This is a genomic window from Helicobacter anseris (assembly GCF_003364335.1).
GTDB classification, from domain to species: Bacteria; Campylobacterota; Campylobacteria; order Campylobacterales; family Helicobacteraceae; genus Helicobacter_H; species Helicobacter_H anseris.
Genome location: NZ_NXLX01000021.1, coordinates 1 through 23,866, shown reverse-complemented (window position 1 = coordinate 23,866; position 23,866 = coordinate 1). Strand labels below are relative to the sequence as shown.

The window sequence follows — 23,866 nt, the reverse complement described above, 5'->3', positions numbered from 1 at the left end:
TTGCCTATGTAATACATAGTGATACACAAAATGACAGAACCCTAACACGAAAAATCGTGAAGTTATAAAAACTTTAAGACACAATTATAGCATTTTTTTAAAATAAGCACAAATTAGTCAAAAGTCATCTTTCTTTCTATTGCTGGTGCTATTTTGCTATTTTCATCTAACAAATTGGCTCTTGCGTCTTCTCTATTTTTAGCCGCAATACCTAAGACAGCAAGAATTACAAGGGCGATAGATAATGTTAGCATTACTATCTTGAAAAACCTTAACCTTTTTTTTCTAGGCATTTCAAGTAATCCATTATTTTGATCATCTTTTACTATTTTTTCAGCTTTTACATAAGCTGTAAAAAAAACTATTGCCAAAATTACTGTAATAAAAATTATCATTTTTTATCCTTTATTTTATTTAGTAAATTATTCCAACTTAAAGAAGCGTAAGCTTCCTAACCAAAAAAATTAATGTTAGCCATTTATAAAGATTTTCTTTATAGTCCAAACGACTTTAATCCTCTTTTTGGATATTCTCAACTAGAAAAAATGCACCTCCTCAAATTTAGTAAAAAAAATATCTATTAAGTAATTAAAGCATACTAAGTATTCTTTTTCAAATAGAAAAAAACTGCTTATAAGAATTGAAAAAACAATCAAAACAGCAATTGGCTTTGAAAAAAAGACTTTTATATCTTGGCTTGATGGTATTGCTGCTGTAAAAAAAATCAATAAAAGATACAAATAGATATAGGAAAAAAAAGAGCTATTTAGCTTATAAAAGAAAAAAATATCTTTTAAAAAAAAGATTACTGGAAAAAGTATCAATGGAGACATACTGACAAATAATGCGTTATACCAGGTAATATTTTTACATTCAACAGAGCCAAAAACAACAGAATTTCCTATTTTTTTTGGGAAAATATTCAAACTAGATGGCTTTGCATTGGTTAAAAATGCAAAAATCCAATGACTTAATTCGTGCAAAAAGATTGCTGGAAGTCTAAAAAACCAAGCTAAAAATAATATACGACGACTTAGCAAAAAAAGCTCAAAAATAGCGATAAATATAAGAATATCAATAATATCGAGCAAAAAAAAACTCATCTGCCTCTCACAATTAATAATTCGGTAGATCTGTTTTTTTCTATAACATCGTTATCTAGGCTTATGGCATATATAGGTGTCTTTTCATTGTTTTCAAAAAACATCTCTTCGTAAAGCTGGATAGGTTTTTTATTATCATTAATCACGCTCCATTTTTCCACTACATACTGATTTCCGATAAGCTTCTCTCGTAAGATTAGGGTTATTTTTTCTTTTTTAAGCTTAAAAATATTATCAATATTCTTTCTGTGTGTATATCCATCTTTTGCTATGCCATTCTTTATGCCATAAATCAAAGAAGCAATAACATCTTCGTGTGTCCTTGCTTCAAATTTTTTAACACTACTGATGTCTTTTTCTAAATTTTTTTGTTTATTTCTAATGGCGTAATAACTCTCTCCTTTGTTTTTATTAACAAAGACTTTTAATACAATAGGATAATCCCCGCCCAATATTAGAAAATCAATAGAACCAGTAATTTGGGATTTTAAAATAAGCTTATTTTCTTGTTTCTGAAAAGAAAAAATATTCTGTAATTCTTGCTTATTAATTCTCCCATTATTTTTTCCAGGATCTCTTGTTTCAAAACTTGTCCTCCTATTAACATTGATTGCAAAAGGAAAGTCAATAATCGCATAGCGATCAACGACAATTGGAATCTCTAAATAACTTTTCATTTCAAAAATAACAGCGTCCTGTGGAACTTTATATTGTTTTTGAATCTTTTTGTTAGGTGCATATTCTTCAATTTTCGTTTGTTTATTATTCAAGAATAAATCATCTTTGCCCTGATCTTGTTTATTATCTTGCTTATTAGTAGGCATAGAAAGAGATGTTTGATTATCTCCAATTTTAATATTGTTTTGAATTTCTTTGGCTTTATTGTTTAAATCATTAAGAGTATCATTTAGATTAAATCCAAAACAAAATGAACAAAATACTAAATAAAATATTTTTTTATTCATCTTAAATCCTTTAGAGTATCATCTACATTCGGATCATTAATCACTTCTTTCTTATTAATTTTTTCTGGATCAGTAAAGTTTTGTTTAGTTTTCTTTCCATCTTCGATATTCTTGATAATAATGTCTTTATTTTCATCTACTTTACTTGTTAGCGTTCTGCCATCAAAGCAATTTGTGCTTATGTATCTAAAAAATATTGTTTGTCTAAAAAATGAAAATCCTATTGAATAAGAGCATTCTCTTTCTCTTTTAACGAGATTTCCTATTTTCTGAGTAGCAACGCCAGTGATAACAACTTTTGCTTTATTTCCGCTATTTTTTTGATTTAACTCCACTACTGTGTCTTGATTTCTAAATCTAAAACTTTGTTCTATTTTGTTTGTTTTTATAGAATTGATATAGTTTTTCAAAAACTCCGATGATTTTGCTAAGCTCTCTTGATCAAAAAATCTCACAACACTATTAATTTTTTCGGTAACATCTCTATCATCAACATTAGAGATTAAGGAAACAGCCCACTCAGCCCAAACCTTATAGTAATCTTGATTTGCGTCTTGATAATTAACTTCTATTTTGTAAGGAGGTAGGAATACAGCTACTTGTTTTGATATATATAGCTTAAAGGCGAAAACTGATAACATTAAAATAAAAAGCAAAAGAGTGCCTAACACTAGCAATAAAATTCTATTATTAACAACTAGTCTTTTGTTCTCATCTAAGTAATCACCGCCAAAAATATCAAAATTTTTCTTTGTATTCATTCTTTCTTCCTTAATCTCTAAAAATCGTTTCACCTATATCCACAAAAAAACCTTCTGGAATGCCTTTTTCTGCAATCGCACTAAAAGCTTTTTTGTAAAACATAGAAATAAATGGAACACCTCTTTGCAAAAGAGCGTGCTTAAAATAGCTTCTTCTGTATTCCCCACTGCTATTAGCAAGATAAAATCTTGCAGCTATATATGCACCCAATATAGCCACAAAGATAGAATTAAAAGGTGATATACCGCAAAGAGGTGATAATATGGCACACACACTCGCAGCCAAAAAAACAACTTTTAGCATATCTATAGGGAATTGTTTAAAATAAGCTGATCCATTAATTTTGTCTGGAAACTTAATGATTTTTTCTTTTGCCATTTTTTACCACACGCCCTTTTGAGGTGAATACGATGAGCTAAAATCACCAATCATTTTGATAAATTCAGGTCCTTTGAAAACTGCAAGAATACAAACAATACCAGTAACACTAACTGTTATCCAATTCATATTGGCAAAAAAGACAGCAGATACACAACCAAGCAAAATTGCTAAACTTAAAAGATAAGCAACCGAGCTTGAGAATACATCTAAAACTGCATTATTTACAAATTCAAGAGGATTTGTCGCACAATAGCCAAAACTAAATAGCAATAATATTGCAAGAAATGCTTTTTTCATTTTTTACTCCTTGTTTTTATTTATATTTTATTTCGTTGAAACGAATTCTTATTTTATGTAACCGACATTCCTCCTTCTCATTGAGATAATATATCAACAGCCTTATCAGGATTGACTTGATTATATATATCGATTGAATTTTGTTTTTGCAATACTTCAAATTTTGATTTTGCAACAACTGATATAAAAATATATATAACAGCTATTATTCCACTCGCAATAAGCAAAAGAAAAGCAGCGTGGAATATCACATCGGGATTTATTTTTAAATTTAAAGCATTGTTTAGATTGGACACTGCACCAAAAACATATGAATAGATCATTTTGCTAAACAACACAACAAATGCCATTAAAAAGGTCAGAGCAAAAAATAAATATTCTACAATGCTCCAATATCGTTCTAAGCTTATATAAAATCTTGATGTCTTTGGTGTTTCCTCATTAATGATCACAAATTGCAACATAGAGAGTATCGTGTATTTGTGGAAAAAGAAATAAGAAGCAAAAATAACACTACTAAACAATAAACCATAGAATGAAAATCCGCCCAAATTAAAAAGAGATAAAATAATATAATCAAGCAAGTTCAATAGAAAATACAATAAAACAAATAAAATACCCTTCCCAGCTATTTTTGCTCCCACTGTTATGGGCAACATTCTAAACTCAGATTCTGTAAAATCCATAGCCTTTATTCCGCTGAGAGATGTTCCGCTAGAATACATAGACTGCATTAAATCGTGCTGCTCTTGTATATATGAAAAAAGAGGATACTTAGATTTTTTCTTTTCTTTTTCTGTTTTTGGAAAACCTCTAAAGCTCCCATTTTGATTCATTCTTCTTGTATCGTGTATGTTTTGTGTAGCTTCAAAATCTACCATAGAAATTTCATCTTTTTTTTGTTTTAACCCAGTATTGAAGCCACCACTATTTCCCCAGATTTTCCGATCGTCTTTAAAAATTTTATCCATTCTTTTCCTCACATTCCTTTAAGATTTTTTCTAAAAGTTTCTCTACCCCATTTAAATCATCTTCTATCTTTAATCTTTTTTCTGGCTTTTTCATTTTGAGCATTTTTTTATCTATTCTAGCAATCAAAGAAAAAATCCTCATTGTTATAATAAAGTTAAACATATAAAACCCCTGCCCTATAACCTAAAAATAGAAGAATAACGATCATTAGTGGCAAAAAAACCACTTTTTCAAACAACATACCAGTGCTAAATCTTAAACTTTTTGGCAAAAGCACGGCTCTTTCAATTCTTTTTAAAAATGGTATAGGATAAAAATAATTCTTAATCCCTGAATTAGTTAGCATATCTCCAACTTGGTGCAAGAAAATTCCTAAGCAAAAAGCAAAAACATATTCCATATTTTCTATAAAGAATGAAAGCACTATAAAAAATAAAATAGGAAATGCTAAAAAATGCGTAAAGCCTCTATGCCCAAGACTAAAACATAGAAAATGACTTATTCCAGGAAATTTTTTTCCTATGAATGAGTTTGGTTCATCTATATCAGGAAAAACACTTCCAAAAAGCAAAATTAAATAAAAAATGCTTCTTGATGTTTCCTGCCCAAAAACAAGTATATTATTTATATCCAGCAGTAATGCAACATTAACTGCAAAAGCCATATGTGTTTTGAATATCATTTTATTCTTTCATCTGCTATGTTTTTTTCAATTCTAAAAAGCTCTTGTTCTCTAACACTTCTGTCAATCTTATTGAGTTCTATGATAAAAAAACTATTATTTTGATTGTCCTTATTATGATGATTTTGCAAAGTCAAGAACATTCTCTTTGTAATCTCATCTTCAATTTCTGTTTTCAAGCATATAGTTTTTAAATAATTCGCTGATATTTCATTGTGAGATAAATGTTTATTCTTTGCATAAATGTTCTTGATTTTTGAATTTTTTCCAAAATCGTGTGCTAAGGCTAAAATAGTTATTTCTTCTCTAATGTTTGACGGCGTATTTTTATCCTGATGTAACATAGAATAGATCAAACAGTTTAAGGTATGTGTTAGCAAATTAATTTTTGATAAAAGATTATACTGCGTTTCATTAAAGTCATATAAAGCTTCAAACTTTTTAGAAACAGAAGAATCGGATATAAAATCATTCTTTTCTAAATCACTTATCAAGATCTTAAATATTTCTAAAAATTTTGGTTCTGGATATGTTTTTAAATAAAAATTAAAAACCGATTTAATAATGTCGCTTTCAAAAAGAAAGTCGCTATTGCTTGATATTCTTATTTGTTCTTTTAGTTTATTTTTCTTTTTGCTAATTTCTCTTATTACAAATAAACCCAATCTGGCTCTTCCCAGAAAGCTTTTTGACATTTTCCCTTTTCCTTTTATCTTTATCTTTTATCTTTTTTTAATTATATCTTTTTAGTCTAAAAAAGTTTCCTTAAAATCCAAAAATCCAAAAAAATAAAATATCTGCTCATCAGCAGAAAAAATAAAATCTTTTTTATCCTCTAGCCCACAGGAAATACAATAGAAATAAAACTCTTGATTTATTTTATTTCTATTTCTCAGGTCAAAATTTTGTATTGTTTCTGCTTTCTTTATAAAAATAAATTTTTCTAAAAAATTATGCGTAATATAGAATTTATCAACCTCTGCAATGAAATGGGTTTCTTCTGGAGTGATTTTTAAGTTTGTATATAATTTTTTAAAAAAAGAGATTGTTTTTACACTTGGTGGATTCAATAATCCTTTTTGAAACATTTCTTCAAAAAAATCTATATCATCTTTACTTTTCATTTTTTTTGTTTTTTGATTAGTATCACTATTTTGTTTTTTTATTTGTTCTTCTTTGGTTTTGTTCTTGTTTATTTCCTCTTTGGCTTTGATATTCTCTTTGATATTCTCTTGATCATCTTCTAATTGTTTCTTTTGTTGTTCTTTTTTATCGGTTTTCTGTTTCTCTTGTTCTTCATCTAATAAATCATTTAAACCAAAACTAACTTTTTGTTGTTCTTTTTTATCGGCTTCCGTATCTTCCAGTAAATCATCTTCTATAATTTTATTTAGAAAGTCTTCATTAATATTCGTATTTTGTTCATCTAAAAAACTATCATCAAGGATTTCCTTTTGAGCTTGTTGTATTTTCTTCAGTGCTTCTTGTGGAATATTATTCATTTTTAAAATATTACCATTCTCATCCAGATCTATATGTATATCCTTTGGAATAACTTTTTCTAATAATTCATATCCATTCTTTTTAATTTCATTGCTAGTTTTTGTGGCTATCTCTTTTTGTTTATTATATTCCTTAGTAATTTTTTCAGTTTCAATTTCTGCTCTTTCAAGAATAATACTATTGTCATTTGTAACAAAATTAAAGCTCTTTGAGTTTCTAATTAATACAATTGCTTCATTCAATGAAACCACTTTTTTATTTTTCATTTTTTCAATTTTCTTATTGACACGATTTACTTCAATAGAGTCTGAAAGTCTTCTTTTAAATTTAAAGAATGAACTAAAAATATTTTCCTTCTTCTTAAAGTAATAAAATAGATTAAAAGCGATGAAAAAAACAAAAAAAATGAAAACAAAAAAAATGAAAGTGTTCTTTTCTACAAAAACAAAAAAGTCTCTTAGAATTTCTAATAAAAAGATTTCAACTTTTAAAACAAGTAAATGAATATATTCAAAGTTAATCATCTTTGCCTCTTTTTAGCAGTTTTCAAAATATTCTACGAATATTTAATCAAATATTATTCACATAGTAATCACATATTACTAATTTATTAATCAAATATATTGAAATAGTAATCAAATATTATTCATATATATATACATATATAGGGTTTTTTTACTAGAGTGCCAAAAGCACTTGTTTTTTAATATTTTTTGGGGATTTTTTATTCCAAAATTCACTGCATTCCTTATTTGCAAATGCAATCTGTTCAAAATTATCTTGATAAATAGTTTCTAAAAGTTCTAAATTTTTTATGACTAAATTATCTTCAATATCTACTTTATTTAAAAGATCATATATCTTATCTTTTAAGAAAAAAATACCAGCCATCTGAAAAAAAATATCACTATCTTTGTCCTTAAATTTATAAACAATTGGCTTATAGAATTGGAAATTTTTTAATGTGCTATTACCAGATAAATATAATATTCTTGAAGCAAATTCTAAACAATCTATTAAACAAGAATTGCTTTTTACTTTTGATTTTTTTGCAAGATTTTCTGATGATAATTTACAATCATCTATGAAAATATCTCTAGTTTCATCTGTAAAAAAATCTGCTAATCCTAAAATAAAAGCATTAAATTCAACATTTATTGTCAATGGATTATTATTAAAAACGATATAAGGAATTTCATTCTTTTTGTGTTTTTTATCATCTATTTGTTTATTGATTATGCCGCCAAAAATATTATATAAAGTATTTGAAATTCTATCTTTTCTAAAAAGAGATATAACATCAATCATATCTCCAAAATCAATTTTCTTTATATCTATTAACCTAACTTCTTCTGGTTTTGTTAAAAAACTCATTTATTATTCTCCGATTTCTCTGATGGATTTTTCTGAATATTTTTTTCTTTTATTTCGTTTGCTAAAACATTAAATAAAGAAAAAAGCTTCTTAAATTCTGCCTCATCTTTTAATACATCAAATGTAAATACATCAAATACAAGTGAAATATCATCAAAAACATCTTTTTCCATTTGGATTGTATGTCCAAATAATGTAGTTTTAATAACTTCTCTTTTTCTTTTTAAAATCTTTTCTATTCTTGCCATTTTTTTATCTCCAATATATTTTTATTTCTAAATTCTTTTTATAATTTTCTAATATAAAGAAAATTTTTCTAATATGTTTTAAATATGTCATATCAATACATTCTACATTTACAACTCCTTTAAAGTTTTGGATTTTAATACCTCTTATTTTGAAGCTTTTTAATAATATTTGTTTTATTTCTTTATCATCATTAAAAATCTTATCTATGATAAATTCTAAGTTATTTTTGAAATCTAAATCTATAATATCTTTATCATTATTCCTGGAACAGGATATATAATAAACTCCTTTTTTAAGTCTTATATTTTTTATTTTTAAAACAAAATTATTGTCTTTTTCTAATATATCTGTTTCAAACATATTCTCTTTTTTGCAATACAGAATAATGTTTTTTTGTCTTTCTCCTATAGAGTTTTTTAAATAAAAAAAACATCTTTTTTCATCAGTGCTATCAAAAAAACCTGTAACTATTTTTTTGCCATTAAAAATATCTGACATATATTTATTCTTTATACACAAGTTTGTTTTTAACAAAACTCTTTTGTGTTCCTTTAATAAATCTCTAAAATTATTTAAGAAATTCTTCCATTTCTTTGTCCTTTGGAAACTGCCAATGCAATTTATAGCAATCCTATTATCTCTATTTACAAGCACAACACCATCTTTAAAATCAAAAGAAATTATTCTTTTCTTATCAATATTAAATGTTTTAGAATAAGATTGTTTTAGAAAAGAAATAATTTTTCTCTCATCAACAAAAAACTCTTCTGAAATTAATAATAGATCACTTTTTGTCATTTAGTCTCGTTTTTTTTCTAAATTGTATTATAATTTTTTATCAAAAATTTAAAAAAGGAATGAGAAAATGGAAGATGTAAAAAAAGATGTTAATACACAAACAAACACTAAAAATGATAAAAATACAAAGAAAGAGACTAAGAAAGATACAAAGAAAGAGACTATTAAAAAAAATGTTAGTAATACACAAACAAACACTAAAAATGCTAAACAAAAGGAAACAAAACAACTAGAAAGCATACTCACGAATGAAAAAAGAATTTTGACAGAACAAGAAAAGCAAAAAAAAATTGATAGCTATCATCATAAAAAATCCAGAATTCTAAGCTTCTTGCAAAAATCAAGCTCTTATGACTTGTCTATAATCAATGCTATGTTTAATATTTTGATTCAAAGAGATGATATTAAAAGACGCAGAGATGTTTTTCTAGTTCCCAATAACAAGTTATCAGAAAAAATATTTTTATTAAACAAAAAACATACAGAGATATACGATAAGATTTCCAATCTTCCTTTTTTGATTGAAAATCAAAGCAAAATTCAAGAGTTTTATAACATCTTAAGCAAAGAAGAACGAAAGATGTTAAATATGGTCCAGGAAATCGAAAAGAAAATAATAAACTTACAAAAAAAACTAGATTAAGTGAAATAAAAATGAAAAAGCATTTCTTATTTCTTTCTATGTCATTAAGTTTAGCACTTGCTTCTAATTTTGAAAATAATGTAGAAAATCTTCTCAATGATTACACAAAAAGCAATGAAAAAATATTTTTTTATGAAAATATAAAGCTAGATAAGAATATTAGATTGGTGGTAGTTTCTAATAAAGAAAAAAATGATAATCAGAAAAAAACAATTATACCATTGATAACAAATGATAATGGAGATATGCTCATCGCAATAACTCCATTATTCTCTTTCAAAAACAAAGAGATTGAAAAAACATTCTCTGAAATAATTGCAAAGTATTGGGATACACAAGATGATGAAAACAAACAAGTATCATCACAAAAAAACATTATTAGCGATATAGAAAAAGCCAATGCCTTTTTAACATTCAAAGGCAATAATGCTAGTAAAAAAATATTGTATGTATTCTCTGATCCAAATTGTCCTTATTGCAGAGAAGCTATTTCTAATCTCAAGAGAGATTTATCTATGTATAGAGAAATCAAAATATTGCCTGTAGGCGTTATAAATGAAAAATCAGCATTAAAATCTAGCGACTTAATAGAATTCTTTAAAAAAGAAAAAGATTTAAATCTTAGAAATAAAAAATTACTTGAAGTATATTCAAATAGCTATACTCCAAAATCAACAACACCAAGTCAAGAAGTAATTAAGAACACAAAGATAATGCTTGATTATAATATCAACTCTGTGCCATATAAAATTGAGATGACTATCGATTGATAGTCTCTCTCATTGTATCAAACAATCAAAGCAATACTACAATAATAATTCTAAATGCACTCCTTTCTTTGTTTTAATATCCATTAGTATCAAGGATACTTTAACAAGAATATCGCAAATATCCGAGATACACCTCAAAATTCTTTCAAAAACTTTGGTGCTTGAAAAAATAAGTGGTATTCTTATAAAATTTGTTAATATAATTTTATATTTAGGAAAAATTATGTATAATTCAATCTACAACTTACACCTATATGGTTGTAACCGAACCTCTTTTGGAGGTTTGGACTTATGAGAGTTAATGCTTATATTGATGGTTTTAACCTATACTATGCAATAAAAAATCTAAAAAATCCTTCGCTAAAATGGCTAGATCTAAAAAAACTCTGTGAGAATTACCTAGAAGAACAAGATAAGCTTTTAGATGTATATCTATTTACTGCACTTTTAAAATTTGATTCTACTAATCCAAATCAGAAAAAGAGACAAAAAGTATATCTTGACGCTCAACAATCTCGTGGAGTAAAAGTGATATTAGGCAAGTTTAAGAACAAATACCCTTTCTGCAAGAACTGCAAGACACAATACCATTCCTATGAAGAAAAAGAGAGTGATATAAATATGGCAATTCAATTGCTTGAAGATGCCTATGAAGATAGGTTTGATAAAGCCTTTGTTGTTACTGCTGACACTGATTTGTCCTCAACGCTTTCAAGAGTAAAAGATCTATTCCCCCAAAAGAAAATCATATTGCTTGTTCCTCCGCTAAAGAAAAAAGAATCTAAGGGTCTTACTTCCAATAATATATGGTTTGAAATTAAAAATAGTCATCTCAAAAAATCTCTTTTGCCTGGAAAAATTACTTATAATGGTGAGGAAATATGTATGCCTCAGGAATGGGAGTAAGATAATGATAAAAATAAAAAATATAAAAATGATAAATTGTGAAACTGGAATTAAGATAGATGATTCTATGAATGATGTTTATATTGAAAATGCAAATTTCAAAAAATGCAACAAGGCTATTGATATATCATCATCTGAGATTGAAACATTTTTTTGCAAACTAAAAGAGCAAGGTATTAGCAAAAAGGAATTTATCAATTTTTTACAAGAGATTAAAGATAAAACAAACAAGGAGAAAGGGGAAAAAATAAAGAAAAGTAAATTCTTTGAATATATTCAAAATGCACAAGGAAGTGAGTGGCTTATAACTCATTTTATGCAAGTCTTGGATTTAGGTCTCTCTAAGATTGTCTAAAACATAATTTCCATAGCTAATGCCATCAAATAATCTTGCTAATAAACTCTATCTCTCTATCATCTAGTGGTCTTTTTGCCTTAATCCACTTCCTAATAATTTTAAAATTATCTTTTTAAGTCATTACTCATTTCAACTCCTTTTTATTCTCCACAATATAATCAATCCATTCGTGGCATAGAAGCTCTGTTGATTTCATATCTGCTTGTGTATTCATATTATTGCAAATATGTCCTCTGTCAAAACCAAAAACATTTTCATTTTCATTTAAGTGTAAATCAAACCATAAATCCCACTCTTCATCTTTATCAGAGTCGTATATAAATGTTACTTCCATATCCCTGTCATACATATCAAAACCAGAGCTATAAGTTATCCCCAACTCTTTCATCAAGTCTTTGTCAATAACGATATAGCCACAACAATAAGAAGGAATAGTTTCAAAGTTTTGTCTTGTAACTATATATTTAAAGCCTCTATATTGCCCTTCCATAATTTCGTTTTTCATTCCATCTCCTTTATAACTTTCATAAATCTTCTTTAACTAAGTATATAAAAATACTTTCTATCCAGTTCAGAGTTGTTCCACTCCAACTTTAAACCTCTCCTATTAACTTCGTGCAGCACATCAACAATGATACTATCGTGCTTAGCTCTTTCCATCATTTCTTTATTTAACAATTTTTCTAAGTCTTCTACAGACATCTGCTTCACATAAATTTTCATTACCTATATCCTCCATAAAAAGATTTAACTGCATAGTATGGAATAAATGAAAAACTTATATCCCCAGAATGTGCCACAAACTTACCATCTCCCAAATACTCAAGCCTATCAATTTCAAACCATTCTTGACTGATTCTTGATTTAATCTTTAACTCATATTTGGAGTTGTAATCAAGTATCAATAAGTCAGGTGCATAACAATCCCAACAAATCCAAAATGTTACTGGCACACTATGTAAAAAGTCTATTTGCTCTTCTAAAGACATAGCATTAAATTTTTCTTTTTTAACTTTCATTTAATTCCTTTTTATTCATATGAGAAATTTTTAAATGTTCTTTAATATTTTGCTCCTTTAAAAATTTAATTTTTAATATTCAATAATCACAACTTCTTCTGCATTATTGAAGTTTTTCTCACTAGCACTTGCTTTCTTGTATTCAATAAAATTCTCATTATCAACATTTAAATAATGCAAATTCAAAATCTTTCTTGCAAAAAATTCATTCTTTAACAATATTTTAAAAATATCCTCTTCACTAGAATTAAAAACAATAACCTTGCTATTTCCATTGCTCCAAAAAACTTTTAACCAGACATTGCCTGTCAATGTATTTAAATAATCTATAAGTTCATTGTAGTATGATAAACAATCTTCATCTTCTGCATCATCAATCCACTCATTTATTATTTCAGCTTCTTGTTCTTTGCTTGTATAAGAAAAATCACAATTTCCAATATACTCTGCTAAATCTTTGAAACTATAAATTTCTGCTTGTGTATCCCTGCCACCAAATATTTGAAATTCAACTTGCATAGTTTTTTCCTTTTATTTTTTGTAGTGTAATTATAATCCTATTATTAAATGTTTTCAAACATATAATATATTAAAAATAAAACACAAAATACATCAATATTTATACACAAAATGCATTTAAAATAATATATACCAATATATTAGGTATGCAAAAACCTTGAAAAGCTATTAATCATCGACGAGCTAGGTTTATATAGATAATAAGCTCTTTTTAGATCTCTTTATTTAAAAAATAAAAAAGGGGGCGTGGGGTTCTCCCCTCAAATCGTGGAGTTTATAAGAGGGTGTCCCTCTTATTTTTTCTTTTTAAGCTTCTCTTTGTCTTTTAGAAAAATGTAAAAATCAAACAAAAACATCAAGCAAAAATACAAAATGCACAAAAAAATGATAATTTTTTCTGATGTGCTTAATGGAAAAATTACTTCATATAATGCCATCTTTTTCCTCTTCTGAAGTCGTGATAATATCTATCTCAGAACCACATTTACAACAAACAATGGGCTGCCAGCTATCAATAAATCCAAAAGAAGAGACAGCCTCCTCGATGGTTGGATAATCCTCAAAATTTCCACATACACAAACTACTCTAAACATATTAACTCCTAATCAATAAAAAATGTGCTTATAAACTTTATTATTAACTACAAATACATCTTCATAAGTAGAGTTATTAACAATATCTATAAAATCAAATGCTTTTATGATATTTAGATTATTAAGCTCAAAATCAATTTCAATAACCCTGCAATTAGAATTTTCAGCATCTTCTTTGCTAACTTCAGTATCTTGATATAACATTTGTTCGCAATTGATAATAAAACTTTTTGTGTCTTCCAAGTAATCAATAGTAATCAATATTTCTGCATATTGTATAGCTTCATTCATTGCCTCTTCTGTAATATCAATAATTCCACTATTTCTATCAATGCCTTCAACCAATTTTAAATCAATATTTTTTTCTTTGATTGTTTCTTTTGCTTCTTCTGTTAAACCAGCACCAACAGAATATAGAGCATAGATATATCGTTTGTTTATTTCTTCATCATTGTTATCTAAATAATATAGAACATTATCCAGTATTTCTGCACTATCAGTGGTAGAAGCACTCCAATGAAAATAACCAGTAGCTACATCATTTCCATCTTTTTTCATATTTAAAACCAATCTATTTCCCATTTATTTTTCCTTTCTTTATCTTTTTTATAGTGTTATTATATATCTCTATTTGCGTTGTTTCAAATGAATAATATTTATAATTTATAACGCATAATATATGAAAATAAGAATATATTTTAAGTATTAAAATATGAGTATATTGCATATTCTTTTATAATCATTTTACTTATAAAGTATAAAGCATAATGATGATTATTTTGTATGTATTTTGTAGTATTTTTGAAACATAAGCTAGAGATTGAAGATATATTCTCTTAGCTCACGCTTATGAGATGAGCTGAGATGTCCGTTAATAACTTACATCACTTATATCATCTACAAAACCAAGCTTGATTAAATATTCTCTATTATTTTTTAAAACTTCTACTATCTTATTATAAGAGTCGTCAAAAATATATAAAGATTTCTTTACTTCACCTCCGTATTCTAAGTCAAAAACTCTGTAATCAGGCTCTGAGTAAACATAAGAATCAGCAGTTCTACAATATAGGGTAAAACCATTTTTAAGTTCTGCACTATATTTATCTGCTACGATACACAGCCTAATTTGATTTGCCAACTCGCTAAATTTCATCTTTTCAATCATTCTGCCTCCTTAACATTCTCGTCGTTTAACAACTTATCTAACTCTTCATAACCACCCAACTTAGCTGTGAGAAGATATAATCTGAATAACTCAGACCCATCAAAGCTACAATGTTCCCATAAAAACTCCTCATCATCATTAGTTAAAATTACATAAATAGTGCCATAATCCTTAACGCTAATATAAATACTATAAGCATATCCATTAGAAGGATATTCAATATCACTAACATATACCTCAATATCGACACCAAACATTTTTGTTTTTAAATAATCGCCTTCTCCCAATTCTGCTCTCAATATCTCATCTCTCAATTTTTGGAACTCTTTTTTCATATCTCGCCTTTCTCTAAAATTTCGCACACAATGTAGTAAAACATTGAAAAAACTAAAAATACGAATGTTGCTGATTGATATATCATCATTATAAAAGTTAAAACTGTAATCGCTAAAGCTAGTAAATGTTTTTTCATTCTACACTCTCCAATTTACAACTTGCATAATCTGCTTTATACCACTCCTTTATTTCAAAGTGGTTTTCTGCTACAAACTGCCAGTATCTCTGCCCAGCTCTCAATACAGATTGTGGGTATTCAACATAGTCTTTTTTAAGTATTTCTTTTGCCACCTCTCTAGCTTCCTCTTTAGTATAAGCACCTTTATCTTTTACCCACTTACCTTCTTCCTCACTCCAAGAACCAGTGCGTGAGTTTAGCTCTTTGATAGTTTCAAGTAAGCATTTGTAAGGGTCGTATCCCTCTCTCCTAAGCTCATATAGCAATCCTTTTATATCAATACTGCGATATATAATGGGATATGTTAAGTTTATGTTAGTAAACTCACAACTCGCACATCCAATATTTCCTCCTGCATTTACACATACTACAATCATATCGCACAAAGCTTTAATAATACCATACTGATTGTTATCACGCTCTGCCTCAAAAAACTTAGCTAACTCTTTTGTATAATCGACTCTAAAGTTTCTCTTTTGGTCTTCTTTATTTAAACCTCTCTCTTCTCTACAAACTCTTAGTTTGTCTTTTATATCTTCAAATTGTTCTTTTTCTATCATTTTTAATCCTTTTCATACCAACTCGGCTTATTGTATTTAGGCATATCTGCAAACATTTCTTGCATATACTTAACATTACCAACATTCCAACTGGAAAGATCAGCATTAAAACTATTGCAACCTGCAAACATTCCTACACTACACACTACATTACTAACATTCCATTTAGATAAATCAGCATTAAAACTATTGCAGTTATAAAACATATAAGCCATATTTTCTACATTGCTGACATTCCACCTAGATAAATCAGCATTAAAACTATTGCAACCATCAAACATACAATACATATCTTTAACACTGCTAGTATCCCAATTTTCAATACCAGTAAAATTTATTCTTTTAGTATTTAGGAATAACTCACTCATATCAGTAATGAGTGAAGTATTGATATTTATGAGATTGATTGATAAATTATTACATAATGTTTTTAATTCTTTTTTTGTTTTTGGTGTGTATTTCATCGCAATCCTTTTATCTTTTTTATAATGTTATTATATATCTCTGTTTGCGTTATTTCAAACTAACAATATTTATAATTTATAACGCATAATATATTTAAATAATAACATATATTATGTATTAAAAGATGAGTATATTGCATATTCTTTTATGAGTAAAATACTTATAAACTACAAAGTATAATGATGATTATTTTATATGTATTTTGTGGGTTTTGAGAGTTTTATTTCATTTTAAAAATTTCATTAAATTTCTTTGGTTTTGCAATACAATTTTAGATGTTTTTTCTATATTTTCAAATGAAATAAAATTTGCAAGTTTATTTAATATTTTTTAGATCAAATTTAAAAAACAACTTTAAGAGATATGATATAATTCCTGTGGAATATATTCCGAATATATTCCATTGAACCAAGTGAAATATATATTCTCAGAAAAAAGAGAATATAGAAATGTATTTTCCTTTCTAGCTTAAAAGCTATAAATACATTGAGGAGTTTAGGCGGTTCTCCGAATAAGGCTCTACCTAGTATCCTAACAAAACCGCTTTAATTTTATTTAAAAGTATCACATTCATACTTGCTATAATCATCATCTCACGCTCTCCGATTTGCAATTACTTAAGTGTTTCTAATACAAAACTACTTTGCATTTTCTTTGAATTTATTTAATGAATTATTAAAATTTTGAGTGCTATTATTGAATATCTCTTCTGGATTTAAACTATCCACTGCAGAATTGGCTTCCAAACGATAAGAATTGATTCCTGTGTTATCCAATGCATTTTCATTGCCATCTAAATCAAATTCAAAATCATATTTGTCTTTATTGTCATTTAGAACACCAATCATATCTAAAATTATCTTGAAGTTATCACCTGCACCAGCATTTAATGATGTTAAAAAAATTGCAAAAAATATTACTTTTTTCATCTCACACTCTCTATTAAGGAAAAATAGATTTTATTGTATTTTTGGTTATTTATAGAAGAATACTTTAAAAAAGTTTCTAAGCTCATATCTCCATAAGCGTAATAATCAAAATCACATTCATCAAGGTCAAAATCAGTATTAAAGATGGGGCATTCACCTATGAAATAAGCAGGAACTCTATCAATAGAATATCTTTTGAATAAGTGTGGTAAAATCTTTAATATAGTATTGATTTTCTCTGGTTTTCCTATTTCATCATAGTAGAGTTTTTTTGCATAAGATTGAATATCAATTCCTTCTTTATCAGCTTGAGACTGCATATATTCTTTTTCAGTCATTCCAGCACTCATAGCTCTTGTTTTGATTATCTCAATTATTTTTCTTGGATCTTCTCTTAACCCACCCATTCTAAATAAAAATTTTTCAATACCATTTTTTTCTTTAGGAAACCCTGCAAAAACATAAGCTGTTTGAATATCAATTTTTTGTTCCTTAATCTTTTGAATGTTTTTTTCAAAATTAACATTAAAAACATCTGGAACACTAAGGCTAGTTAATAGGAATATTGTGAGTTTCTTTTCTACAGAAGAATTATTATTTAATCTAACTTGATTCAAAATTTCATCATACGCCTTGCTCAAACTCTCTGGCAATGCAAAATTATTCTTATATTTTTCAAAGAAATCAATAATCTTACTTTTATCTTTAGCAAACACAAAAAGGCTTAAAAAAACAAAAATAAATAACTTTCTCATAGTGGTAAATTGTCCTGACATAATCGCTCATAAAATCCACAAAATTTTCTTTTTTTCCAAATCCAAAAGAAATAAGAATCCTTGCCCTTAAAACTTTCTTTAAAATCATAATCCATAAAACGCATTCTTCCCATATAAAATGGGGCATTATTTGAAGTAGCACCGAAAGATATTTTATATTGGGATTTTTTAATATTTAATTTCGTATTATTGGTGCAACTATTACTTGATACATCATATAGTGCAGCTCTCTCGTGCAAATTATTTAACAATTTGAAAGCCAACATCTCTGAGTTTTCCATTGGATCATTGTTTTTTACCCAACCAGTATCTTGACTTCCAATACCTCCTCTGCAACCATTACAAGTATAAAAGCTATCTAAAGGGTAATTAAAGGTGGAAGATAAACAATCTACAACACATCTTAATTCCCAGATAGGTAAAAGTAAATCCAATAATCTGCTTGGAGTTTTAATGAGTGTCCAAAGATTATTCAATCCTTCGTTTGCATAAAGAGGATCAATATCTGATATATACATAGAATTGACATTTCCACTCGCTAGACATATGGTATTTGTTACATCAAAAAAAGCAATCATTCCAGCGATAGGAAAAGGCATTAAGTTAATTTGTCTAAAAGAAGTGCTTTCTTTGGTTTCATCTGTATTTTCACCAGAAGAGCCACTACCACTAGATCTTCTAGTAACGCCTTTTGAAACACCAAATACTTTTCCACCGCCTTTTATTCCCAATCCTACAAAATCAAAAGGCTCTGGAGATGAACTAAATGCAGCAAAAGGTTCTATATGTTCTTCCTCTATGGCTGGAAGAAAATCACAGAAAAAAAATTCGCACCAGTCTTTAAGATAAAATGGAGGGCAATCGCAACCAAAAAAATCAAACTTAAAGCTCCCCCAAAATTTTTCCCAATTGATAGTGGAATAAAATTTGAGCATTCCCTTTTCAGTTTCAATGGAATACGAAGATTGGAAAATAAGGAAACAAGCAAAAAAAATCTTTTTCATTTATTTTTCTGGCTTGTAATAATATTTTGGTATTTCAATTTTTTCATTATCACCTATTTCAAAGTAATAAGCAACATTATCTAATCCAAAAAATTCTTCTCCCATTTCTCCACCATTAGCTTCTGTATTTCTTTCTTTTGCCTTTGCATTAGCAATGCTTTTTACTTGTTTTAGAGTAATGTTTTTAATTTGCATATAAAAAAAATCAAAACCTAGATCCTCTTTTCCTTTGTTCTTTTCATTCCAAAAGAGATTGTCAATCTTTGTAAGAAGCTGGCGGTCTATTGAGGTTGTTAGTTTTGTTTGTTTTAAATCATCACAAGCATTGTGATAGAATCTAAAAAAATAACAACATTCTTTACCATTTAGTAAAATCTTTCTTTGTTTATAATCAAATTCTAAAAATGCTTTTGGATTTTTTAAAATAGTATTGTGAAATTCCTTTGCTTCTCTTTGAGTTTTAAAATCTCCAAAGTAAATACCGATAATGATGTATTCATTTGTTAATTTGCATAAATCCTCTTTAAGATGATTTATGTTAAGATTGTATAAATAACCCCACATCTTAGGATTGATATTTACATCAACTTGATCTCTTTCTTTTAACTTGATTTTAATAACTTTTAATTTGTTTTTCATTGTTTTTCCATTCTTATAGCTTTTATACTTTTTTATTTTTTTTATTTATTTTTGCTAAAACAACTTTTATAAAAGGATGTCCTAAGTATCCAATCACAAAAAAAATAGTTTGCTTCTCTGCACAAAAAGCTCCAATAAAAACACCAATAAAAACTAGAATTCTAAAATCATCAGATTTTGTCATTCCAAGATTTTTGTCATTTAAATCCTCTTGAGCTTTTTTATCTTCCAGATAGGAAATAAAAATTCCAAATAAAAGAGCGATTAAAAAATCCATTATCATATCCATAAGTTAAGATTAAATATTTTAAATATATAGCAAAAACATAAGTAGGCTTTATAAAATGCTTTACAAAATAATACAACATAAATAAGCAATATGAGACATTTTATTTTATTTGCTTCCATTTGTTTTCTTTTAAAAACAAAAAGTTGTTTTCCAAAGTATATATACATAAAAATTATAAAAATTGTATATACCATCATTGACAATAAATTGTATAAAAAATTTATAAAATCGTTATCTATCATAAAATCTATTACTTCCATTACTTCCTCCATATCCTATTTGGCTAACCTTTAAACTCTTTTTCTGCTTTTTCAATTTCTTTTAATCTTTCTTTTCTCATCTTTTGCTTTTCAATTTCTTTCAATCTTTCTTCTCTCATTTTTTGCTTTTCAATTTGTTTCTCTTTTATTTCCTTTGCTTCTTTTTCTTTTTCCAATCTCTCTTTCATAACTTCAGGATAAAAATGATCAAAGGTTTTCTTGCTAATTAGTCCTTCAGAATAAAACTCCTCTATAGAATAATCCCTACATTGTTTATAACCAATTGGTTTTGCTGTAACTGCACAAAAAGCAAAAAAGGTTAAAAAAAAAGCTATCAAGGAAATTCTTATGCTAATAAAAAATAACGATACTGAAATAAGCACTAAAATTGGCAACAAAAAAATCAAATAATAAAAAAATAAACCCCTATCATAAGAAAATATAATAAAATCAGGCATCATCTCTTACTCCTTTGTCAATAAACTATTTTTCAAATTACAATCAAAACAATAAACTCTATAATCATCACTAATTACTGCACCAAATCTTTTTTGAAATATCGCTTCTTGTTTCTTGCAACAATCACAAGTGGCTTTTAAAATAGTGATAGTATTGAGATAAGGGGATAAAGTTTCAAAATAACTCCATAACTTCTCATTTACATCATAGAGTAACCCTGCAAGAATAATCTTTGCACCATTTAACTTTCTAGCTATGAGTTTCTCTAAAAATTCAGGTTTTAAAAACTGCACTTCATCAACAAAGATATATTCATATCGATTTAAAAACTCCATTTCTACTTTTTCATCTGCAAAGTATCCTAGATTTAATTTTGATAATTCGGATATATCTGTATTTCTAGCAAAATAATCTCTTGTATCTATTGAGCTTTTGATAATAACAAAGGGGATACCTTTAGCATTAACCTCTTTAGCTTTTTGTAATAAAAGAGTGCTTTTCCCAGCTTTCATTGTTCCAGTAAGTAGTTCCATTTTTTTCCTTTTTTATTTTATTTTGTGATTGTAGATTGATTTACATTTTTTATCAAATGATTTTTCAGATGAATATGTGAAATCAGGTTATATATATTTATATGTTATAAGTTAGTAGTAATGTGAAAATATTAAGAAAAAAGCTTTTAAATAGTGCAAATAATGTTACTGCGAGTTTTCACATAAGAGAATAATTCTTATACAAAATAGTGAGTTATTTATACAAAATAGTGAGTTATTTATACAAAATAGTGAGCATTCTTGTATATTTTTGCGAGTTTTTATCTCATCAATGGATACCTTGCTTTGGTGCTTGGATTGGCATTCTTATACAAAATAGTGAGTTATTTATACAAAATAGTGAGCATTCTTGTATATTTTTGCGAGTTTTTATCTCATCAATGGATACCTTGCTTTGGTGCTTGGATTGGCATTCTTATACAAAATAGTGAGTTATTTATACAAAATAGTGAGCATTCTTGTATATTTTTGCGAGTTTTTATCTCATCAATGGATACCTTGCTTTGGTGCTTGGATTGGCATTCTTATACAAAATAGTGAGTTATTTATACAAAATAGTGAGCATTCTTGTATATTTTTGCAGATATCATAGATTTTTGGGATATTTCAGAGTTATTACCAATTCATTTTTTCTCTTTTCAATATTAAAATCTTCATAAATTTTATTCATATCTCTTTCTAAAATATTATTTCTATTTATTCTCTGTATTTTTGTAGAAAATGGCAAATCATCATCGAATTTAAATAAATTTTTTAATTCTTTCTTTCCAATGCTAATTGAAATTATTTCATCATTCTTTTTTTTGTGCAGCCCAACATAGTATTCTATGAATTCATAAATTTTTTGAGCATATTTTGATTTTAGAACAAACATTTTATCTAGGCTTATATGAGTATAATTTGTTTTAGTCCAGGCACAATATGCAATAATAGGGTGAATAGAAAAATTGACAACATCTTTTTTATTCTTTGGTTTTGATAAAGAGCTGATCAAATGACAACTATATTCAAAAAACTCTTCATAATCATTTTCTGATAATTCATTGCTGAAGAGAGTATTGGGCATTTCATCTTCAGGGCTTGCTAAACATTTTGGTATCTTAACATTTTTAAATGTTACCGCTGTATTAAATAATCTTTTTAAGGAAGAAATAATTTCTCTAACCCAGTTTGGATTATTTGGAAAAAGTTTCGCAAAATCTTCAATTCCAATACTAAAATTTAATAAACCTTTATTGATAAAAAGTTTCTGTCTTATTTGTTCTTGACAAAGCTTTAAGATATAGTTAAAAACTAATATGTCATTATTGTTTAATTCATTCCTGGAGTTTGAAGAATTAACTTCCAGTGAGGCTAACAATAAAGGATTGTGTTTATAAATTTTTCCTAAGCTTTCTTTTTGTTTCTCATCACCCATTTCCTTTTTCCTTTTATCTTTTATCTTTTTTTTCTTTTTTAGTATTTTAGTCTTTTTTTTCTTGTTTTATAGTTTCTCTCAGTATTTTTTCTTCATCAGTTTCTGGATATAACTTATTCCAGGCTTCCATCAACTGCTTTTCTTGCTTTGACAATTTGAAGTTTGGATATTTGTTTTCAAAGTAAAGATAGGTTCTAGCGATATAGCCCTTAGAGTAATCTGCTGGGTAAAATCTTTTTGCTTTAAAATCAGTAAATACTCTACATTTCCCATATTGAGAAAAAACTAAGTCTTTGGGTGCTTGTGCATATCTAAAATTATTTCTATCACCATTAATTTCTCCTATTGCTGGAACTAAATTCATTGGATCTGCTTCCATTTCTTTAAAAGCTTCATCTTTTTGACAAGCCTTTCTTCCTCCATTTTTCCAACATTGTAAATGTCTTCCGAAATTCTCTGCAGGAACAATATGCTCCCACTCGATAAATTGACTTCTCTTATTGATTTTACCCTTTTTTGTGATTGCAACTCTTGGGGTATAATTTTCACTTTTTATAATTTTTAATTCAGTCTTTTTGCCTTTTTTAATGATTTCAAATGGTGCGTTGCAATAAAAATCTTTTTGAAATTCACTTCCTAAATCCTCGTAAATCTTAATTAGCTCTTTTTTTGTATTAGAAAAACTAGAAAAATCTGCTTGGGATACACTTGCTATAAGCAACAATAAAATAATTCTTTTCATCTTTAATTCGCCCCTCCTGCCTTATATTCAATAACATCAGAGTAATAGTCATCTATAGTATTCTTACCATAGGCTTTATAAGCTTCTTCAATTTGATCATTTGTCTTGTGAGATCTTCTCTCAAAATCAATATCAAAGCTCAATCCTTGTTCTTGTAATAATTTATCAGTATCTCTCTTTCTTTTGCCCAAAAAA

39 protein-coding genes are annotated in these 23,866 nt (G+C 27.3%); 5 read left to right on the top strand and 34 right to left on the bottom strand.

All coding sequences use genetic code 11. The features are described from left to right. Positions 1 to 113: 113 nt before the first annotated feature. The 14 genes from CQA57_RS07120 to CQA57_RS07060 all read right to left on the bottom strand — a co-directional run bounded on the left by CQA57_RS07120 (position 114) and on the right by CQA57_RS07060 (position 9,086). Complete coding sequence (locus CQA57_RS07120; protein WP_115579550.1) at positions 114 to 395, bottom strand: hypothetical protein; 282 nt, start codon at positions 393 to 395, stop codon at positions 114 to 116. Positions 396 to 536: 141 nt separating this feature from the next. After that, complete coding sequence (locus tag CQA57_RS07115; RefSeq protein ID WP_115579549.1) at positions 537 to 1,103, bottom strand: M50 family metallopeptidase; 567 nt, start codon at positions 1,101 to 1,103, stop codon at positions 537 to 539. Next, positions 1,100 to 2,068: a type-F conjugative transfer system secretin TraK gene (locus CQA57_RS07110; protein WP_115579548.1), complete on the bottom strand. Its 969-nt coding sequence runs from the start codon at positions 2,066 to 2,068 to the stop codon at positions 1,100 to 1,102. The genes CQA57_RS07115 and CQA57_RS07110 overlap by 4 nt, the downstream gene beginning before the upstream one ends. Next, positions 2,065 to 2,829, bottom strand: coding sequence for a TraE/TraK family type IV conjugative transfer system protein (locus CQA57_RS07105; protein WP_115579547.1), 765 nt, complete (start codon positions 2,827 to 2,829; stop codon positions 2,065 to 2,067). The genes CQA57_RS07110 and CQA57_RS07105 overlap by 4 nt, the downstream gene beginning before the upstream one ends. A gap of 10 nt (positions 2,830 to 2,839) precedes the next feature. Then, positions 2,840 to 3,208: a hypothetical protein gene (locus CQA57_RS07100; RefSeq protein ID WP_115579546.1), complete on the bottom strand. Its 369-nt coding sequence runs from the start codon at positions 3,206 to 3,208 to the stop codon at positions 2,840 to 2,842. Positions 3,209 to 3,211: 3 nt separating this feature from the next. After that, positions 3,212 to 3,508, bottom strand: a complete 297-nt coding sequence (locus CQA57_RS07095; protein ID WP_115579545.1) for a hypothetical protein — start codon at positions 3,506 to 3,508, stop codon at positions 3,212 to 3,214. A 77-nt stretch (positions 3,509 to 3,585) separates the two neighbouring features. Further along, positions 3,586 to 4,479, bottom strand: a complete 894-nt coding sequence (locus CQA57_RS07090; RefSeq protein ID WP_115579544.1) for a hypothetical protein — start codon at positions 4,477 to 4,479, stop codon at positions 3,586 to 3,588. Further along, positions 4,472 to 4,642: a hypothetical protein gene (locus CQA57_RS08175; RefSeq protein WP_170126849.1), complete on the bottom strand. Its 171-nt coding sequence runs from the start codon at positions 4,640 to 4,642 to the stop codon at positions 4,472 to 4,474. The genes CQA57_RS07090 and CQA57_RS08175 overlap by 8 nt, the downstream gene beginning before the upstream one ends. Beyond that, the gene (locus CQA57_RS07085) at positions 4,635 to 5,162 is read right to left on the bottom strand and encodes a metal-dependent hydrolase (RefSeq protein ID WP_115579543.1); all 528 of its coding nucleotides are present in this window, start codon (positions 5,160 to 5,162) and stop codon (positions 4,635 to 4,637) included. The genes CQA57_RS08175 and CQA57_RS07085 overlap by 8 nt, the downstream gene beginning before the upstream one ends. Then, positions 5,159 to 5,857 (bottom strand): HD domain-containing protein, encoded by a 699-nt coding sequence (locus tag CQA57_RS07080; RefSeq protein ID WP_115579542.1) that lies wholly within the window; start codon positions 5,855 to 5,857, stop codon positions 5,159 to 5,161. The genes CQA57_RS07085 and CQA57_RS07080 overlap by 4 nt, the downstream gene beginning before the upstream one ends. A gap of 51 nt (positions 5,858 to 5,908) precedes the next feature. Continuing rightward, positions 5,909 to 6,931 carry a coiled-coil domain-containing protein gene (locus CQA57_RS07075; RefSeq protein ID WP_147288361.1) on the bottom strand — a complete coding sequence of 341 codons (1,023 nt, stop codon included), beginning with the start codon at positions 6,929 to 6,931 and terminating at the stop codon, positions 5,909 to 5,911. Positions 6,932 to 7,343: 412 nt separating this feature from the next. Next, positions 7,344 to 8,039, bottom strand: coding sequence for a hypothetical protein (locus CQA57_RS07070; RefSeq protein ID WP_115579540.1), 696 nt, complete (start codon positions 8,037 to 8,039; stop codon positions 7,344 to 7,346). Then, positions 8,036 to 8,287: a hypothetical protein gene (locus CQA57_RS07065; protein ID WP_115579539.1), complete on the bottom strand. Its 252-nt coding sequence runs from the start codon at positions 8,285 to 8,287 to the stop codon at positions 8,036 to 8,038. The genes CQA57_RS07070 and CQA57_RS07065 overlap by 4 nt, the downstream gene beginning before the upstream one ends. Before the next feature lie 4 nt (positions 8,288 to 8,291). Continuing rightward, positions 8,292 to 9,086: a hypothetical protein gene (locus tag CQA57_RS07060; RefSeq protein WP_115579538.1), complete on the bottom strand. Its 795-nt coding sequence runs from the start codon at positions 9,084 to 9,086 to the stop codon at positions 8,292 to 8,294. A 67-nt stretch (positions 9,087 to 9,153) separates the two neighbouring features. Between CQA57_RS07060 and CQA57_RS07055 the strand changes: the two genes are divergently transcribed. The 4 genes from CQA57_RS07055 to CQA57_RS07040 all read left to right on the top strand — a co-directional run bounded on the left by CQA57_RS07055 (position 9,154) and on the right by CQA57_RS07040 (position 11,760). Beyond that, entirely contained in the window at positions 9,154 to 9,729 is a 576-nt protein-coding gene (locus CQA57_RS07055) for a hypothetical protein (RefSeq protein WP_115579537.1), read from the top strand. A gap of 11 nt (positions 9,730 to 9,740) precedes the next feature. Continuing rightward, positions 9,741 to 10,499 carry a hypothetical protein gene (locus CQA57_RS07050; RefSeq protein ID WP_115579536.1) on the top strand — a complete coding sequence of 253 codons (759 nt, stop codon included), beginning with the start codon at positions 9,741 to 9,743 and terminating at the stop codon, positions 10,497 to 10,499. 291 nt (positions 10,500 to 10,790) lie between these two features. Further along, positions 10,791 to 11,405: an NYN domain-containing protein gene (locus CQA57_RS07045; protein WP_115579535.1), complete on the top strand. Its 615-nt coding sequence runs from the start codon at positions 10,791 to 10,793 to the stop codon at positions 11,403 to 11,405. A 4-nt stretch (positions 11,406 to 11,409) separates the two neighbouring features. Then, positions 11,410 to 11,760 carry a hypothetical protein gene (locus CQA57_RS07040; protein ID WP_115579534.1) on the top strand — a complete coding sequence of 117 codons (351 nt, stop codon included), beginning with the start codon at positions 11,410 to 11,412 and terminating at the stop codon, positions 11,758 to 11,760. A gap of 127 nt (positions 11,761 to 11,887) precedes the next feature. Here CQA57_RS07040 and CQA57_RS07035 read toward each other — a convergent pair whose 3' ends face one another. The 17 genes from CQA57_RS07035 to CQA57_RS06955 form a co-directional block, all read right to left on the bottom strand. Beyond that, complete coding sequence (locus tag CQA57_RS07035) at positions 11,888 to 12,268, bottom strand: hypothetical protein (protein ID WP_115579533.1); 381 nt, start codon at positions 12,266 to 12,268, stop codon at positions 11,888 to 11,890. A gap of 32 nt (positions 12,269 to 12,300) precedes the next feature. After that, positions 12,301 to 12,465: a hypothetical protein gene (locus CQA57_RS07030; RefSeq protein WP_170126848.1), complete on the bottom strand. Its 165-nt coding sequence runs from the start codon at positions 12,463 to 12,465 to the stop codon at positions 12,301 to 12,303. 20 nt (positions 12,466 to 12,485) lie between these two features. Further along, positions 12,486 to 12,782: a hypothetical protein gene (locus tag CQA57_RS07025; protein WP_115579531.1), complete on the bottom strand. Its 297-nt coding sequence runs from the start codon at positions 12,780 to 12,782 to the stop codon at positions 12,486 to 12,488. Between the two features lie 72 nt (positions 12,783 to 12,854). Then, positions 12,855 to 13,301, bottom strand: coding sequence for a hypothetical protein (locus CQA57_RS07020; RefSeq protein ID WP_115579530.1), 447 nt, complete (start codon positions 13,299 to 13,301; stop codon positions 12,855 to 12,857). Between the two features lie 423 nt (positions 13,302 to 13,724). Next, positions 13,725 to 13,895 carry a hypothetical protein gene (locus CQA57_RS08170; protein WP_170126847.1) on the bottom strand — a complete coding sequence of 57 codons (171 nt, stop codon included), beginning with the start codon at positions 13,893 to 13,895 and terminating at the stop codon, positions 13,725 to 13,727. A 12-nt stretch (positions 13,896 to 13,907) separates the two neighbouring features. Continuing rightward, positions 13,908 to 14,477 (bottom strand): hypothetical protein, encoded by a 570-nt coding sequence (locus CQA57_RS07015; protein WP_115579529.1) that lies wholly within the window; start codon positions 14,475 to 14,477, stop codon positions 13,908 to 13,910. Between the two features lie 289 nt (positions 14,478 to 14,766). Then, positions 14,767 to 15,063 carry a hypothetical protein gene (locus tag CQA57_RS07010; RefSeq protein WP_115579528.1) on the bottom strand — a complete coding sequence of 99 codons (297 nt, stop codon included), beginning with the start codon at positions 15,061 to 15,063 and terminating at the stop codon, positions 14,767 to 14,769. Beyond that, positions 15,060 to 15,398 carry a hypothetical protein gene (locus tag CQA57_RS07005; RefSeq protein ID WP_115579527.1) on the bottom strand — a complete coding sequence of 113 codons (339 nt, stop codon included), beginning with the start codon at positions 15,396 to 15,398 and terminating at the stop codon, positions 15,060 to 15,062. The genes CQA57_RS07010 and CQA57_RS07005 overlap by 4 nt, the downstream gene beginning before the upstream one ends. A 133-nt stretch (positions 15,399 to 15,531) precedes the next feature. Beyond that, positions 15,532 to 16,137: a hypothetical protein gene (locus CQA57_RS07000; protein ID WP_115579526.1), complete on the bottom strand. Its 606-nt coding sequence runs from the start codon at positions 16,135 to 16,137 to the stop codon at positions 15,532 to 15,534. A gap of 2 nt (positions 16,138 to 16,139) precedes the next feature. After that, positions 16,140 to 16,601: a BspA family leucine-rich repeat surface protein gene (locus CQA57_RS06995; protein WP_115579525.1), complete on the bottom strand. Its 462-nt coding sequence runs from the start codon at positions 16,599 to 16,601 to the stop codon at positions 16,140 to 16,142. A gap of 639 nt (positions 16,602 to 17,240) precedes the next feature. Next, complete coding sequence (locus CQA57_RS06990; RefSeq protein ID WP_115579524.1) at positions 17,241 to 17,531, bottom strand: hypothetical protein; 291 nt, start codon at positions 17,529 to 17,531, stop codon at positions 17,241 to 17,243. Continuing rightward, positions 17,528 to 18,286: a TrbC family F-type conjugative pilus assembly protein gene (locus tag CQA57_RS06985; RefSeq protein ID WP_170126846.1), complete on the bottom strand. Its 759-nt coding sequence runs from the start codon at positions 18,284 to 18,286 to the stop codon at positions 17,528 to 17,530. The genes CQA57_RS06990 and CQA57_RS06985 overlap by 4 nt, the downstream gene beginning before the upstream one ends. Then, the gene (locus CQA57_RS06980; protein WP_115579522.1) at positions 18,283 to 19,311 is read right to left on the bottom strand and encodes a TraU family protein; all 1,029 of its coding nucleotides are present in this window, start codon (positions 19,309 to 19,311) and stop codon (positions 18,283 to 18,285) included. Before CQA57_RS06980 ends, CQA57_RS06985 begins: the two co-directional genes overlap by 4 nt. Then, entirely contained in the window at positions 19,312 to 19,950 is a 639-nt protein-coding gene (locus CQA57_RS06975; protein WP_115579521.1) for a hypothetical protein, read from the bottom strand. 22 nt (positions 19,951 to 19,972) lie between these two features. After that, on the bottom strand, positions 19,973 to 20,227 hold the full coding sequence (locus CQA57_RS06970; protein ID WP_115579520.1) for a hypothetical protein: 255 nt from the start codon (positions 20,225 to 20,227) through the stop codon (positions 19,973 to 19,975). A 295-nt stretch (positions 20,228 to 20,522) separates the two neighbouring features. Further along, entirely contained in the window at positions 20,523 to 20,960 is a 438-nt protein-coding gene (locus tag CQA57_RS06960) for a hypothetical protein (protein WP_115579518.1), read from the bottom strand. Between the two features lie 3 nt (positions 20,961 to 20,963). Continuing rightward, a complete protein-coding gene (locus CQA57_RS06955; RefSeq protein WP_115579517.1) occupies positions 20,964 to 21,491 on the bottom strand; it encodes a thymidine kinase in 528 nt (175 codons plus the stop codon). Positions 21,492 to 21,752: 261 nt separating this feature from the next. Between CQA57_RS06955 and CQA57_RS06950 the strand changes: the two genes are divergently transcribed. Next, complete coding sequence (locus CQA57_RS06950) at positions 21,753 to 22,049, top strand: hypothetical protein (protein WP_115579516.1); 297 nt, start codon at positions 21,753 to 21,755, stop codon at positions 22,047 to 22,049. Positions 22,050 to 22,098: 49 nt separating this feature from the next. Here the strand turns inward: CQA57_RS06950 and CQA57_RS06945 are convergent, their stop codons facing one another. From CQA57_RS06945 to CQA57_RS08165, 3 genes are all read right to left on the bottom strand, one after another. Further along, positions 22,099 to 22,929: a RepB family plasmid replication initiator protein gene (locus CQA57_RS06945; protein WP_115579515.1), complete on the bottom strand. Its 831-nt coding sequence runs from the start codon at positions 22,927 to 22,929 to the stop codon at positions 22,099 to 22,101. 46 nt (positions 22,930 to 22,975) lie between these two features. Beyond that, positions 22,976 to 23,671, bottom strand: coding sequence for an endonuclease (locus CQA57_RS06940; protein ID WP_115579514.1), 696 nt, complete (start codon positions 23,669 to 23,671; stop codon positions 22,976 to 22,978). A 2-nt stretch (positions 23,672 to 23,673) separates the two neighbouring features. Continuing rightward, on the bottom strand, positions 23,674 to 23,866 hold a 193-nt coding region (locus CQA57_RS08165), incomplete at its 5' end, for a hypothetical protein (protein WP_170126845.1).